This is a genomic window from Rhodococcus sp. ZPP, from assembly GCF_017656075.1.
GTDB lineage: Bacteria > Actinomycetota > Actinomycetes > Mycobacteriales > Mycobacteriaceae > Rhodococcus_F > Rhodococcus_F oxybenzonivorans.
Genome location: NZ_CP058638.1, coordinates 2,673,864 through 2,688,087 on the forward strand (window position 1 = coordinate 2,673,864; position 14,224 = coordinate 2,688,087).

16 protein-coding genes and 1 tRNA gene are annotated in these 14,224 nt (G+C 65.7%); 8 read left to right on the forward strand and 9 right to left on the reverse strand.

Going from position 1 to position 14,224, the window contains the following annotated elements; translation table 11 throughout:
• Positions 1-19: 19 nt before the first annotated feature.
• Both HYG77_RS12650 and HYG77_RS12655 read left to right on the forward strand, forming a co-directional pair.
• On the forward strand, positions 20-292 hold the full coding sequence (locus HYG77_RS12650) for a hypothetical protein (protein WP_109334827.1): 273 nt from the start codon (positions 20-22) through the stop codon (positions 290-292).
• Positions 293-501: 209 nt separating this feature from the next.
• Positions 502-1,176 (forward strand): Crp/Fnr family transcriptional regulator, encoded by a 675-nt coding sequence (locus HYG77_RS12655; RefSeq protein ID WP_005256089.1) that lies wholly within the window; start codon positions 502-504, stop codon positions 1,174-1,176.
• Between the two features lie 57 nt (positions 1,177-1,233).
• Here the strand turns inward: HYG77_RS12655 and HYG77_RS12660 are convergent, their stop codons facing one another.
• Genes HYG77_RS12660 through HYG77_RS12670 form a run of 3 tightly spaced genes read right to left on the reverse strand, consistent with a single transcriptional unit; the run spans position 1,234 to position 2,675 of the window.
• Positions 1,234-2,025, reverse strand: a complete 792-nt coding sequence (locus HYG77_RS12660; protein WP_109326357.1) for an MBL fold metallo-hydrolase — start codon at positions 2,023-2,025, stop codon at positions 1,234-1,236.
• A 4-nt stretch (positions 2,026-2,029) separates the two neighbouring features.
• The gene (locus tag HYG77_RS12665; RefSeq protein ID WP_109326352.1) at positions 2,030-2,506 is read right to left on the reverse strand and encodes a RidA family protein; all 477 of its coding nucleotides are present in this window, start codon (positions 2,504-2,506) and stop codon (positions 2,030-2,032) included.
• Between the two features lie 4 nt (positions 2,507-2,510).
• Positions 2,511-2,675 carry a DUF4177 domain-containing protein gene (locus tag HYG77_RS12670; protein ID WP_005248493.1) on the reverse strand — a complete coding sequence of 55 codons (165 nt, stop codon included), beginning with the start codon at positions 2,673-2,675 and terminating at the stop codon, positions 2,511-2,513.
• 54 nt (positions 2,676-2,729) lie between these two features.
• Between HYG77_RS12670 and HYG77_RS12675 the strand changes: the two genes are divergently transcribed.
• Positions 2,730-3,746: an ArsA-related P-loop ATPase gene (locus HYG77_RS12675; protein WP_109326351.1), complete on the forward strand. Its 1,017-nt coding sequence runs from the start codon at positions 2,730-2,732 to the stop codon at positions 3,744-3,746.
• The gene (locus HYG77_RS12680) at positions 3,743-4,882 is read left to right on the forward strand and encodes an ArsA family ATPase (protein WP_208962829.1); all 1,140 of its coding nucleotides are present in this window, start codon (positions 3,743-3,745) and stop codon (positions 4,880-4,882) included. Before HYG77_RS12675 ends, HYG77_RS12680 begins: the two co-directional genes overlap by 4 nt.
• A gap of 69 nt (positions 4,883-4,951) precedes the next feature.
• On the opposite strand, the gene HYG77_RS12685 is transcribed toward HYG77_RS12680, so the two are convergent.
• Complete coding sequence (locus HYG77_RS12685; RefSeq protein WP_005248496.1) at positions 4,952-5,275, reverse strand: WhiB family transcriptional regulator; 324 nt, start codon at positions 5,273-5,275, stop codon at positions 4,952-4,954.
• A 258-nt stretch (positions 5,276-5,533) separates the two neighbouring features.
• On the opposite strand from HYG77_RS12685, the gene HYG77_RS12690 reads away from it, so the two are divergent.
• A complete protein-coding gene (locus HYG77_RS12690; RefSeq protein ID WP_109326349.1) occupies positions 5,534-7,879 on the forward strand; it encodes a transglycosylase domain-containing protein in 2,346 nt (781 codons plus the stop codon).
• A 46-nt stretch (positions 7,880-7,925) separates the two neighbouring features.
• On the opposite strand, the gene HYG77_RS12695 is transcribed toward HYG77_RS12690, so the two are convergent.
• A complete protein-coding gene (locus HYG77_RS12695) occupies positions 7,926-8,393 on the reverse strand; it encodes a GatB/YqeY domain-containing protein (RefSeq protein WP_109326348.1) in 468 nt (155 codons plus the stop codon).
• 111 nt (positions 8,394-8,504) lie between these two features.
• Here HYG77_RS12695 and HYG77_RS12700 point away from each other — a divergent pair, with 111 nt between their 5' ends.
• The 3 genes from HYG77_RS12700 to HYG77_RS12710 all read left to right on the forward strand — a co-directional run bounded on the left by HYG77_RS12700 (position 8,505) and on the right by HYG77_RS12710 (position 10,732).
• Positions 8,505-9,476, forward strand: coding sequence for a metallophosphoesterase (locus HYG77_RS12700; protein ID WP_109326344.1), 972 nt, complete (start codon positions 8,505-8,507; stop codon positions 9,474-9,476).
• 54 nt (positions 9,477-9,530) lie between these two features.
• Positions 9,531-9,604: transfer RNA gene (locus HYG77_RS12705), tRNA-Pro, on the forward strand.
• Between the two features lie 120 nt (positions 9,605-9,724).
• A complete protein-coding gene (locus HYG77_RS12710; RefSeq protein ID WP_109326339.1) occupies positions 9,725-10,732 on the forward strand; it encodes an iron-siderophore ABC transporter substrate-binding protein in 1,008 nt (335 codons plus the stop codon).
• Positions 10,733-10,738: 6 nt separating this feature from the next.
• Here the strand turns inward: HYG77_RS12710 and HYG77_RS12715 are convergent, their stop codons facing one another.
• From HYG77_RS12715 to HYG77_RS12730, 4 genes are all read right to left on the reverse strand, one after another.
• Complete coding sequence (locus HYG77_RS12715; RefSeq protein ID WP_109326338.1) at positions 10,739-11,542, reverse strand: metal-dependent hydrolase; 804 nt, start codon at positions 11,540-11,542, stop codon at positions 10,739-10,741.
• A gap of 155 nt (positions 11,543-11,697) precedes the next feature.
• Complete coding sequence (locus HYG77_RS12720) at positions 11,698-12,171, reverse strand: DNA starvation/stationary phase protection protein (RefSeq protein WP_109334826.1); 474 nt, start codon at positions 12,169-12,171, stop codon at positions 11,698-11,700.
• A gap of 64 nt (positions 12,172-12,235) precedes the next feature.
• A complete protein-coding gene (locus tag HYG77_RS12725; RefSeq protein WP_208962830.1) occupies positions 12,236-13,705 on the reverse strand; it encodes a catalase in 1,470 nt (489 codons plus the stop codon).
• 48 nt (positions 13,706-13,753) lie between these two features.
• Positions 13,754-14,194: a Fur family transcriptional regulator gene (locus tag HYG77_RS12730; protein ID WP_208962831.1), complete on the reverse strand. Its 441-nt coding sequence runs from the start codon at positions 14,192-14,194 to the stop codon at positions 13,754-13,756.
• Positions 14,195-14,224 lie beyond the last annotated feature (30 nt).

Below are 14,224 nucleotides of genomic sequence, written 5' to 3' on the forward strand. Positions count from 1 at the left end.
GCAGTGTTTACTACCCGGTATGCAAGGTCTCGCTGTGGTCCTCTTCCCAGTGCTGCTGATGCTGTTTGCGCTGGCCATGGAACGTGTGGAGTTCCGGCTCCGCCGGCTCACCGTTCGGCAGCAAGAGGTGGAAGAGTTTCTCGACCAGGCAAGTCACGACGAAGTGGCCACCCTGGCACACGAGGGATTCCCGCATGCCCTTGCCCGCTTCCACCGGCGGCGCAGAGGGCACTCGCGGTTCGACAGCGACGACGCTGCGGTGACGGAAGTCGGCTCACGTCGCGCCAGCTGACCACCGGATGATGTGTTTCGGAGCACGTACGTACGGTTAACTTTTCCGACTTGCGTGGTATCGGTCACTCAGACCGAGCCGTCTCAACGTAGACTTCAGAGCCGAACCTGTTGCACAGCGACACGCCGCCGATGACCGGGGCGCCGTCGACGTGCAGCAAATCGCGCACAATATGACTACAGACGAACGAATATTCCCAAGGAGCGCACGTGGACGACGTCCTGGCAAGAGCCGGCATCTTCCAAGGAGTCGAGCCCTCAGCAGTAGCGGCGCTGACGAAGCAGCTGCAGCCTGTCGACTTCCCCCGCGGACATGTCATCTTCAACGAAGGTGAGCCCGGTGACCGCCTGTACATCATCGTCTCGGGCAAGGTGAAGATCGGCCGCCGCTCACCGGACGGCCGCGAGAACCTGCTCACGATCATGGGGCCGTCGGACATGTTCGGCGAACTGTCCATCTTCGACCCCGGCCCGCGTACGTCCACCGCGACCACGGTGACCGAGGTTCGCGCCGTGAGCATGGATCGCGAAGCACTCAAGGCGTGGATCGACCATCGTCCCGAGATCGCCGAACAGCTCCTCCGGGTGCTCGCGCGACGTCTGCGGCGCACCAACAACAACCTGGCCGACCTGATCTTCACGGATGTTCCCGGCCGTGTCGCCAAGGCCCTGCTGCAGCTCGCTCAGCGGTTCGGCACGCAGGAAGCCGGTTCGCTGCGCGTCACGCACGACCTCACGCAGGAGGAGATCGCCCAGCTCGTCGGCGCCTCCCGCGAGACGGTCAACAAGGCGCTCGCGGACTTCGCACACCGCGGCTGGCTGCGTCTCGAAGGCAAGAGCGTGCTGATCTCCGACTCCGAGCGTCTGGCGCGTCGCGCCCGATAGCTTTCGCGCTCGACAACGCTTCGGCCACCCCTGCGACCAGGGTGGCCGAAGCGTTTCTCAGTTGGGTGCCCGCAAGTACGCGAGCTGCACGTTGACCGACTTCTCGGCCGCCGGCCACAGCTGCGGATCGACGTCCGAGTACACGTGCTCGACCACCTCCCTGGCCGTGGCTTCCTCGCCCAGGTCCGCGATCGCTGCCTGAACCTGAGCGAGACGCTCCTCACGATGATCGAGGTACTGCCGGGCGACGGTGTGCAAGTCGGGCAACTCGGGTCCGTGGCCGGGCATGACGCGGTGACCCGGCCCGAGGTCGAGTAGACGACGCAGCGAAGACAGATAGTCGCCGAGGTCGCCGTCCGAGTCGTCGAGGACTGTGGTGCCGCGCCCGAGGATCGTGTCCCCGGTCAGGACCGTGCCTTCGCCTTCCACCGTGAAGGACACCGAGTCACGAGTATGACCCGGTGTCGCGACAACACTGATGGTGAGCCCGGCGACGTCGATGATCTCGCCGTCGACGAGCGGCTCCCCGCCTCCGCGGAGGAACTCGGGGTCGACCGAACGTACCGCGGCTCCGGTCAGTTCGAAGAAACGCTGCACCCCGCCGGTGTGATCGACGTGACGATGGGTGATCAACGTCATGGCGACGGGACCGAGGGCGGCGATCCGGGCGAGGTGCTCTTCGTCCTGATCGCCCGGATCCACCACCACACACTCGTCCCGACCCGGTGCTCGCAGTATCCAGGTGTTGGTGCCGTCGAGCGTCATCATGCCGGGATTGTTCTCGAGCACGACCGAGACGATCGGGGTGACCGCACGGACCTGCCCGTAGGCGGGATGAGCAAGCGTCATCGCGTTACGCTTCCGTCCGCACTTCGGCGATGACTTCCACCTCGACAGGTGCACCGAGGGGCAGCTCCGCGACACCGACAGCGGACCGGGCGTGCGCGCCGGCCTCACCGAAGATCTCACCGAAGAACTCGGACGCGCCGTTCACGACACCGGGCTGACCGGTGAATCCCTCGGCGGACGCGACGAAGCCGACGACCTTGACGATGCGCACCACGGAGTCGATGCCGACCAGCGCGTCGATTGCCGCCAGCGCATTGAGTGCACAGGTGCGCGCTCCCGCTTTGGCGTCGTCTTCCGACACGTCGGCGCCGACCTTGCCCTTGGTGGTCAGCTTGCCGTCGACGATCGGCAGCTGTCCCGAGGTGTACACGTAGTTGCCGGTGCGCAGGGCCGGGACGTAGGCGGCTACCGGTGGCACGACGGGCGGCAGCGTCACGCCCAGCTCGGTCAGGCGGGCCGACCAGTTCTGTGTTTCCGTCACGCTCTCAGCCCTTCGGACGCTTCAGGTACGCAACGTGCTGCTCACCGGTGGGTCCGGGGAGAACCGTGACCAGTTCCCAGCCGTCGGTTCCCCACTGGTCGAGGATCTGCTTGGTGGCGTGTGTGAGCAGCGGAACGGTGGCGTACTCCCAGGAAGTCAATTCACTCATGCCGGTGAGCCTATCCCCCGCACATCCCGGCTCCCAGACTTATAGGCTCGACGCGTGGTTGCATCCCCAGAGCAGTTCACCCCGACATGGCCAGAGAAGGCGGCGCGCGCGCGGCTGCACTTCGTGTCCGGAAAAGGTGGCACCGGAAAGTCCACGGTCGCCGCCGCGTTGGCCCTCGCCCTGGCGGAGGGCGGGCGTCGTGTGCTGTTGGTCGAAGTCGAGGGCAGGCAGGGCATCGCCCAGCTCTTCGACGTGCCTCCACTGCCGCCGCAGGAGACGAAGGTCGCGGCGGCCGAAGGAGGCGGCGAGGTGATGGCGCTGGCCATCGACATCGAAACCGCCTTCCTCGAGTACCTCGAAATGTTCTACAACCTCGGCTTCGCCGGCAGGGCGATGCGCAGATTCGGCGCCATCGAATTCGCCACCACCATCGCGCCCGGACTTCGCGACGTGCTGCTGACGGGCAAGATCAAGGAATGCGTCGTGCGCACCGACAATTCCGGACGGCGGGTCTACGACGCCGTGGTCGTCGACGCCCCCCCGACGGGTCGCATCAGCAATTTCCTCGACGTCACCAAGGCAATGGCGGATCTCGCGAAGGGCGGCCCGGTTCGCTCGCAGAGCGAAGGCGTCGTGCGGCTGCTTCATTCGGACGACACCGTGGTGCATCTGGTCGCGCTGCTCGAGGCACTGCCTGTGCAGGAGACGGCGGATGCGGCCGAAGAACTCGCCCGGGCCGATCTCCGCTTGGGAACCATCATCGTGAACCGGACGAGCCCGCAGTTCCTTCCGGACGAGACCTTGGCCGAGGTCGCGAAGGGACGCATCGACGCGGACGCCGTTCGTGCAGGGCTGGAGAAGAGCGGAATTACGGTGAACGAGGAGGACTTTGCCGGACTGCTGACCGAGACCATCGAGCACGCCTCGGTACTCGAAGCCCAGCAGGAGAGTGCCGGACAGCTCGGCGAGGTGGACGGGGCGCGCCTGCACCTTCCCTCCCTCGCCGACGGTGTGGACCTGGGCGGGTTGTACGAACTCGCCGAATTTCTGACGGAACAGGGTGTCCGATGACCCAGACGATGGAACACGAGCGGCGTCGAACCGCTCCCGCCCTCGACATGGCCGGCATTCTCGAGAGCCCGGCCACCCGGATCGTGGTGTGCTGCGGAGCCGGTGGGGTCGGCAAGACCACGACGGCTGCTTCGCTGGCGCTGCGGGCGGCGGAACGCGGAAGGAAGGTGGTCGTGCTGACCATCGATCCGGCCCGCAGGCTCGCCCAGGCTCTCGGGGTTCAGGAACTCGACAACTCGCCGCAGCCGGTGCAGCTCGGACCCGGTGCCACGGGCGAACTCCACGCGATGATGCTCAACATGCGCCGCACGTTCGACGAGATGGTGATCGAGCATTCCACGCCGGAAAAGGCGCAGCAGATTCTCGCCAATCCCTTTTATCAGACCGTCGCCACCTCGTTCTCGGGAACGCAGGAGTACATGGCAATGGAGAAGCTGGGCCAGCTCGCGTCCAGCAAGGAATGGGACCTCGTGGTGGTCGACACCCCGCCGTCCCGCAACGCGCTGGACTTCCTCGACGCCCCACAGCGCCTCGGCGCCTTCCTCGACGGTCGTATGATCCGGTTGCTGACCGCACCCGGACGCGGCCTCACCCGGCTCGTGACCGGCGCGATGGGGCTGGCGCTACGCGGCGTGTCCACCATCGTCGGTAGTCAGATGCTGTCCGACGCATCGAGTTTCGTGCAATCACTCGACTCCATGTTCGGCGGTTTCCGCGAAAGGGCAACGCGTACTTACGAGTTGCTCCGACAGCCCGGCACCAGTTTTCTGGTGATCGCAGCGGCCGAGCCGGATGCCCTGAGGGAGGCGGCGTTCTTCGTGGACCGGCTCGGGGGCGACGGCATGCCGCTCGCGGGCCTGGTCCTGAATCGGACGCATCCCACCCTCAGTTCCCTGCCCGCCGATCACGCGGTCACTGCCGCCGATCAACTGGGGGAACAGGATCCCCTCACCTCGGCTGTCCTGCGGATTCATGCCCACCGAGCAGTGATAGCGAAGCGAGAGGTACAACTACTGAGCCGGTTCACGGCCGCCCACCCTCGGGTGCCGATCGTCGGCGTTCCCTCATTGCCGTTCGAGGTGTCGGATCTCGAGGCGCTGAGAGCGGTGGGTGATCAGCTCACCAGCAGGAGCTGATCAGCTCCGCCGGAGAAACGGCTCACCCACCTAGCGATTTCCTTCCGTCAGCCCACCCGAAGCGGGAGGTCAGACGGCGGACTGGTGTTGCCGCTGCGCTTCGAAGAAGTCGGACCACGACTCGACCTCGGGATGCTGCTTGAGCAACGCCCGACGCTGACGTTCCGTCATGCCGCCCCACACCCCGAACTCGACCCGATTGTCGAGAGCATCGGCTCCACACTGCATCAACACCGGGCAATGCCGGCAAATCGTCGCAGCCTTGCGCTGCGCTGCGCCACGTACAAAAAGTTGATCGGGATCGACTTCCCGGCAACGGGCCTGCGTAACCCAGGCGATTCGGGCTTCTGCTTGCTCGACGTCCAGACGGCTGGTTGGGGTGGTCATGTGCATTCGTTTCCCCTTTTCGAGTCTGCGCAGCCCAGCACTTATCACGGAAGAGCTGCACCACATTCGCAATAGAGTGTTACCTCCATCACACTGTTCCAACAACTTAAGTAAAGAAACCGCAACGCGCAAGACGGGGAAGACGCTTTTTTGGTACGCCCGTCCATACCCCGTGCTCAGGGCAGTTTCTTCCTCGAAATCCGCGCCCAACCAGGGCACCCGCGGAGCCCACGTAGTCTGTAGATCGTGTCGATTGCAAAAACAGTGGGGAAGCTCGCCGGATCCTCCGCCCTGGCAGGTGTACTGCTCGCCGGCGTGATGTTCCCGCTCGCCGGCGGCTTCGGTTTCATGTCCAACCGAGCGGCTGACACCGTCGACAACGTCTCCGCCGAATTGGTCGAGGGCACCGTGCCGGCCGTCTCGACGATGGTCGACTCCGCGGGCAACCCCATCGCCTGGCTGTACGAGCAGCGACGGTTCGAAGTCCCGAGCGAGAAGATCTCCAACGAGATGAAGCTCGCAATCGTCTCGGTCGAGGACCGCCGATTCCCCGAGCACAAGGGCGTCGACTGGCAGGGCACCATGCGCGCCTTCCTCACCAATACGACCAGTGGTGAGGTGCAGCAGGGCGCGTCCACGCTCGACCAGCAGTATGTGAAGAACTACCAGCTGCTCGTCGTCGCGAAGACGGACGCCGAACGCCGCGCCGCAATCGAGACCACTCCGGCGCGCAAGATCCGGGAGATCCGGATGGCGCTCACGCTCGACAAGGAGCTCACCAAGGACGAGATCCTCACCCGGTATCTCAACCTGGTCCCCTTCGGCAACGCCTCGTTCGGAATTCAGGACGCCGCGCAGACGTACTTCGGCATCGATGCATCCGAACTGAACGCGGGCCAAGCCGCGATGCTCGCGGGCATGGTGCAGTCGAGCTCGGCGCTCAACCCGTACACCAATCCGGAGGGCGTGCTCGAGCGCCGCAACGTCGTCCTCGACACGATGATTGCCAACATCCCCGACCGCGCCTCGGAGTTCCGGGCCCTCAAGGAGACCCCACTCGGGGTGCTGCCCGAGCCCAACCGGTTGCCGCGGGGATGCATCGCCGCGGGTGATCGCGGCTTCTTCTGCGATTACGCCCTGCAGTATCTGGCCAACGCCGGAATCAGTCGCGAGCAGATCGACAAGGGCGGCTACCTGATCAAGACCACGCTCGACCCGGCCGTGCAGGCGTCGACCAAGGCAGCGCTCACCGCGAATGCCAGGCCGAACCTCGACGGCATCGCCAACGTGATGAACGTCGTCCAGCCCGGACAGGACTCGCATCGGATCCTGGCAATGGGCAGTAGCCGCACCTACGGGCTCGACGCCAACGCCAGTGAGACCGTCCAGGCGCAGCCGTACTCACTGGCCGGTCACGGCGCCGGATCGATCTTCAAGATCTTCACGACGGCCGCCGCCATGGAGAAGGGCCTCGGCACCAGTGCCGTCCTGGACGTTCCCGGTCGATTCGAGGCCCGCGGCATGGGTAGCGGTGGCGCCCGAGGGTGCCCTGCGGCCACCTACTGCGTCGAGAATGCGGGCCGGTATCCGGCGGCACTGTCGGTGACCGATGCGCTGGCGCAGTCGCCGAACACGGCGTTCGTGAAGTTGATCCAGGCCACCGGCGTTGCCCCGACCGTCGACATGGCGGTGCGTCTGGGATTGCGCTCCTACGCCCAGCCCGGCACTTCCGGCTTCGACGAGCGCAGCATGGCCGATTTCCAGAAGGATCAGAATCTGGGGTCGTTCACCCTCGGGCCCACCTGGATCAACCCCCTCGAACTGTCGAATGTCGCCGCGACGCTCGCCTCGCACGGCAAGTGGTGCCCGCCCACCCCGATCGACTCGGTGTTCGACCGCGAAGGCAAGCCCGTTTCGGTGACCCAGCAGGCCTGTGAGCAAGTCGTGGAGCCAGGACTGGCCGATACCCTCACCAACGCGATGAGCAAGGACGACAAGCCCGGTGGCACCTCTGCCGCCGCGGCGGGCAGCGTCGGCTGGACGCTCCCTATGGCGGGTAAGACCGGCACCACGGAATCGCACATGTCCTCGGGCTTCCTCGGGTTCACCAACAACCTCGCGGCAGCCGTGTACGTGTTCGGTGACTCCCCTACACCGGGCGAGATCTGCTCGAGCCCGCTGCGTCCCTGCGGTGACGGCAACCTCTTCGGTGGTAACGAACCGGCCCGCACGTGGTACGCGGCGATGAACCCGATCGTCAACAACTTCGGCCCGACGACCCTGCCGCCGGTCGACCAGAAATATGTGCGGGGATCCCAGAACGGCCAGGTTCCGGATGTCGTCGGACTCAGCCAGTCGGCCGCCACCTCGCGGCTGCAGGCAGCAGGCTTCACCGTCAACGCCGTGACCACGCAGGCTCAGGCGGCCAAGGGAACGGTGACGGGCGCCTCGCCCTCCGGATCGGCCATCCCCGGTTCGACCATCACGATCTATGTCAGCGACGGATCGGTGCGGGCGGCACCGCAGCAGGTACCCGGGCAGGGCATCCCCCTACCGCCCATCCAGTTGCCCGGCCTGCCGCCGATTCAGCTGCCGCCCATACCGCGCTGACCATGCGTGCGTGGGAAGTGCGCACACACTTCCCACGCACGTAGGTTCAGAGGCGCGACTTGACGGCGTGGGACAACCTCGAGCCATCGGCCTTGCCGCCGGCGAGTGCGGTGGCCGCCTTCATGACCTGACCCATCTGGCGTATGCCGGGGCGCTCCCCGATCTCCTCCGCCACCTGAGCGATGGCCGTGTCGACGACGTCCACGAGTTCCGCGTCGTTGAGCGGGGTCGGCAGGTATTCGTCGATGATCTGGGCCTCGGCGCGTTCCTGCGCCGCCAGTTCCCCGCGGCCGTTCTCGGTGTAGATCTCGGCGGACTCTCCGCGCTTCTTCGACTCCTTCGCGAGGACCTTCAGCACCTCGTCGTCGGTGAGTTCACGGGCTTCCTTGCCGGAGACCTCCTCGGTCTGCACGGCGGCCATGAGCATGCGAATAGTGGCGGTGCGCAGCGAATCCTTCGCCTTCATGGCGGCCGTCATGTCGGAGCGCAGTCTTGCTTTCAGTGAATCTGGCATGGCCGAAACGCTACGCGCTCGCACGCACGAGAATGCCGCGTCCCACGCACGGAATGCGGAGCATCACTTTGTACCCTGCACCTCGATCGCACGCACCCGTATCCTGAAAGGGTGTCCAACGAGTTCCGCACCACCCTGACCCGTGCCGCGCTGGGTACAGCGGGCGCCGCCGCCCTCGGTGTCGGCTACGCCTCCCTCATCGAACGCAACGCGTTTGCGCTCCGTGAGGTAACGATGCCGGTGCTGGCGCCCGGGTCGTCCACACTGCGGGTGCTACACATCAGCGACCTGCACATGATGCCCGGACAGCGCCTGAAGCAGAACTGGCTGCGTGAGCTGGACAACCTCGAACCCGACCTGGTGGTGAACACCGGAGACAATCTGTCCCATCAGCGGGCCGTCCCCGCGGTGGTCCAGGCGCTGGGGAATCTGCTCGCACGCCCGGGCCTGTTCGTGTTCGGCAGCAACGACTACTTCGCGCCCAAGCCGAAGAATCCGATGAAGTACTTCCGCAGGGAGCACAAGCGCGTCCTGGGTGACCCCTTGCCGTGGGGCGATCTCCGCGCTGCCTTCACCGAGCGGGGTTGGTTCGACGTCACACACGTGCGCCGCGACCTCGAGGTGTCGGGGGTCCGGATCGCGTCGGCCGGCGTGGACGATCCCCACTTGCAACGCGACCGTTACGACACCATCGCCGGGCCGCCGAATCCGTTGGCGGATCTACGTCTGGGCCTCACCCACTCCCCCGAACCGCGGGTGCTCGACCGGTTCGCGGACGACGGGTACGACCTGGTGCTGGCGGGTCACACCCACGGCGGTCAGCTGTGTCTGCCGTTCTACGGGGCACTGGTCACCAATTGCCAGATCGACCGTTCTCGGGTCAAGGGTCCGTCGAAGTGGGGTGCCCACACCCGATTGCACGTGTCCGCTGGTATCGGCACGTCGCCGTGGGCTCCGGCCCGCTTCTGCTGCCGTCCCGAGGCGACGCTGCTGACGTTGGTACCTGCAAAGCGTGGCGGGTCGGACAGCGGTGCAGGCGAAGGCCGGACGCAGCCGTCGGAAAGCTCGGTTATACGCCGCTGAACTGCGGATTTAATCGCGGCTGACTCTGTGCTGTAAGCTAGCCGAGGTTCGACACGGGGTGTGGCGCAGCTTGGTAGCGCGCTTCGTTCGGGACGAAGAGGTCGTGGGTTCAAATCCCGCCACCCCGACAGTGTGGGATTGATGTGAGACCCCTTCCGCTCAGGCGGAGGGGGTCTTTCTCTTTCCCCGGACCCGGGGCCAACGACTCCCGGACGCCGGCCGCCAAGTCGGTAGGCTAGCCTGCCCTCATGTCTACGAGGTCTCCCCTGAAGGCCGGGCTCGTCGCCCTGGCCACCGTCTTTCTCGCCGCCTGCGGCACCACCGACACCGGGTCCAGTTCCGGCAATACCGACGTCGCCACCGGCGGACGGCTGTTCGCCACCGCTGACGAGGAGACCGCCAAACTGGGTAGTGATGCCGAACAGGGCGCATTCCCGCGCACCGTCACGCACGCACTGGGCGAGACGGTCATCGAGAAGAAGCCGGAACGGGTCGTGGTCCTCGACGGCGGCGAACTCGACGACGTCCTGTCGCTGGGAATCACGCCCGTGGGATTGGCGAGTCCGGAGAGCGCGGCGGGTCAGCCGTCGTATCTGGCCGACAAGCTGGCGGGTGTGCCCGACGTGGGAACGACCAACAACCTGAACATCGAAGCGATCACCGCATTGCAGCCCGATCTGATCCTCGGCAGCAAGCTGCGGGCCGACAAGCTCTACCCGCAGCTCTCCTCGATCGCACCGACGGTGTTCAGTATCCGTCCCGGCTTCCCGTGGAAGGAGAACTTCCTCCTGGCCGCCGACGCGCTCGGTGAGGAAGCGCAGGCCGAAGAAGTGCTCAACGCATATCAGACCCGGGCCGGGGAGGTCCGCGACGCGATTACCGGCGAGCCCACGATCTCGTTGGTGCGCTTCATGTCCGGCAAGATCCGGCTGTACGGCAACCTGTCGTTCATCGGCGTCATACTCGAGGATGTGGGGCTGCCCCGCCCGCAGGTGCAGGACGTCGACGAACTCGCGGTCGAGGTCAGCCAGGAGACCATCTCGCAGGCCGATGGTGACCGAATCTTCTACTCCAGCTATGGCGCGCCCGAGACGACCGACGAGTCCGCTGTGGTCGGTGGACCGCTGTGGAACCAGCTTCAGGCGGTCAAGGACGGCCACGCCGTGCACGTCAGCGACGAAACCTGGTTCCTGGCGCTCGGTCCCACCGGTGCCATGCTGGTACTCGACGACCTCGAGAAGATGCTCGCAGCCTGACGCGTCCTACTGGGTTACGGGCATGAACGCGTCGTAGATCGCCTCCGGTGCACCGTCGACTGCCCAGATCATCATCAGCCCGACGGCGATGGTGAGGGCGGGCCCGAGAACGAGTTTCTCGAAAGGCCCGCCCGCCCGGATGGAGAGGAAGGACGGCAGCCGGAACTCCCACCACCGCTCTCTGCCCAGCGGCAGGAACGGGGCGAGGAAGGGCACGCCTTCCTTGGTGATGGCATCGCCGAGGCAGTGGGTGGCGCAGCCGAGCGCCACCGCGACTCCGAGCCCGGTGGAACCGGCCTCGGTGGGATATGACTGCCAGGTGAGCGCCGACAGCACCGCGGCCACGGCCGAAACGGCCAGCCAGCCTTTCTCTTTGGCGAACTCACCGGCGAGGCCGCGGAGTGCCAGCCCCAGGCAGAGAAACAGCGTGGCGATGATGGCCGGCTTGCCGAACTGCACTACGAGCGCCGACACGCCTGCTCCGAGCCCGGCGGCAAACAACGCTGTGTGCGTGAGCGTGCGGTGCCCGCCGCGGCGCTTACCGTCTCGTTTGCCCTTGGTCACCGTGTAGAAGCCGAGCGACACCGCGTCGACTCCCTTGGCAGCGATGCTGCTCACGGGGCCGAAGGACCGCGAAACGGTCGACTGGCTGGTGTCGAGGTCGGGTAGCAACGCCGCGCCTGCGCATACGGCCGCGAACGTGAACGTCTCGGCCGTCGAGGTAGGCCCACCCCATTCCAGCGGGAGCAGATCTGCCGTCGCCAAACCGACGGCAGCACCGGACATTGCGTGGGTGGGACCCATCACCATGGAAGAACGCACCTTTCGAACCCGACCCGGGACACGGTCATCCGAGCCGGTGTCCTGACACCGCTCAACCTAGCAACACCATCCGACACTCCAGTCACACGCCGGACGTACTCCGGCACCGTCGGCGGCGACGAAGTACGTCCGGACCCAAGTGCTCAGACGCCCTGCGCCTGCCACATCCAATGCAACTGCTCGAGCCGCGCGGTGATGGAGATCAGCAGGTCCTGCGTCACCGGGTCGGCCGTTTCGGTGGCCGCGATACGCTCGCGGAGGCGGTCTATCAGGGCGGCGAGGTTACCGACGATCGACGCGGTGATCTCGGCATCCTTGGTCCACCCTTCGCCGATGCCCTTGGCCCCGGAATCCTGTGCGACCGTGGCTGCGCGGCCGTCCGGACTGACGCCGATCGCGGTCGCGCGTTCCGCCGCCTCGTCGGTGAAGTCGCGGGCCGCGCTCACGAGCTCGTCGAGCGCGAGATGGACCGACCGGAAGTTCTGGCCGATCACATTCCAGTGCGCCTGTTTGGCGATGAGGGTGAGGTCGATCAGATCCACGACGGTGGCCTGTAGTGCGTCGCCGGCAGTCTTCTGCTGCGCGGGATCCAACGTGCTGGTGATGGGATTACTCATGATGTAGTTCCTCACTGGTCGTGTTTCGTTGCGGGCGCATCGACACCGACGCCGGCGGTGCGCCTCAGGCTTTGTTCTGTCCTTCGCGGACACCGATTTCCACGCGCTTGCCGAGGTCGGCGTCGACGTTCTTCCAGTACTCGAAGACGCGCAGCAGAACCGGTTCGCTGACGCCATCGAGCGCGTGCCCGACGATGTTGTTCACCAACCGCTCGCGTTCGTCGTCACCGAGAACCTCACGTACGAGCGTGCCGGCCTGGGTGAAGTCGCCGTCCTCGGAGTGCTGGATGTAGCCGGCGCGCACCGACTCTCCGTCGAAGGCCCACAGGCCCTCGTCCCCGGCGAGGGACGCGTCCGCGTGGGGACCGCCGTACGAGTTGGGCGCGTACACCGGCGTTTCCGGCGAGTTGGTCGCGTACCGCATCGCCCCGTCCTGTGAGTAGGAGTTGACCTGGTTCTTCGGAGCGTTGACCGGCAATTGGGCGTAGTTCGCGCCGATCCGGTACCTGTGTGCGTCGGCGTAGGAGAAGACACGCCCGAGCAGCATCTTGTCGGGCGAGAAGCCGATTCCCGGAACCACATTCGACGGCTCGAACGAGGCCTGCTCGATCTGCGCGAAGAAGTTGTCGGGGTTGCGGTTCAGGGTCCACTTGCCGACCTCGATCAGCGGGTAGTCCTTCTGGGACCACACCTTGGTGAGATCGAACGGGTTGAATCGGTACCCCTCCGCCTCGGCGACCGGCATGACCTGCACTTTCAGCGTCCAGCTGGGGAACTCGCCGCGGGTGATCGAGTCGTACAGGTCGGCGCGGTGGTGGTCGGGCGACGTGCCGGCCAGCTCGTCGGCCTCCGCCTGGGTGAGGAATTCGATGCCCTGGTCGGTCTTGAAGTGATATTTCACCCAGAACCGCTCACCCTCGGCGTTCACCCACTGATAGGTGTGGGAGCCGAAGCCGTCCATGTGACGCCACGTCTTCGGAATCCCGCGATCACCCATCAGCCAGGTGACCTGGTGTGCCGACTCGGGGCGCAGGGTCCAGAAGTCCCACTGCATGTTGTGGTCGCGCAGGCCGGAACCCGGCAGGCGCTTCTGCGAGTGGATGAAGTCGGGGAACTTGATGGGGTCCTTGATGAAGAAGACCGGCGTGTTGTTGCCGACGAGGTCGTAGTTGCCGTCCTCGGTGTAGAACTTCACCGCGAATCCGCGGGGGTCACGCCACGTGTCGGGACTGCCCTGCTCGCCCGCGACCGTGGAGAAGCGCACGAGCGACTCGGTCTTCGCTCCCAGCTGGAAGAGCTTCGCCTTCGTGTACCGGCTCACGTCGTGCGTGACGACCAGCTCACCGAAGGCACCGCCGCCCTTGGCATGGACCACCCGCTCCGGGACACGCTCGCGGTTGAACTGGGCGAGCTTTTCGACGAGATAGTGGTCGTGCAGAAGGATGGGGCCCTGCGGTCCCGCGGTGAGCGATTCGTTGTCGCTGACGACAGGAATTCCGGCGTTGGTGGTGGTAGCGCGCTGTGTTTCAGGCATGGCAAAGCCTCCAGAGTGCTCAGTGTGAGGGTGGTAGATGAAGACGGGTCAGGTCTGGGATGCCGTCGGCCCGGGCCTGCACTGTTCGCACAGACCCCAGAAGACGACTTCGGCCTCGTCGATCTGGAAACCGTGCGACTGCGACGGCTCCAGGCACGGCGCCCCACCGACGGCGCAATCGACGTCTGCAACGGTGCCGCACGATCGACACACGAGGTGGTGGTGATTGTCTCCGGTTCGCGTCTCGAACCGTGCGGGTGACCCCGCAGGTTCGATTCGGCGAAGGAGACCGGCGGCCGTGCACGCTTTCAGCACGTCGTACACGGCTTGCGTGGACACCGAACCCAGCTGGTCGCGCACCACGGCAGCGATGTCGTCGACGTCGGAATGCGGCTGCGCGGCAACCGCATTCAACACCGCCACCCGGGGTGCAGTGACACGGAGGCCCACGTCACGCAATTGTGCTCGGGGATCGTGGTCGTGTCGCATGTGGTCCAGTATGGCCCTTTTTTGGAATTA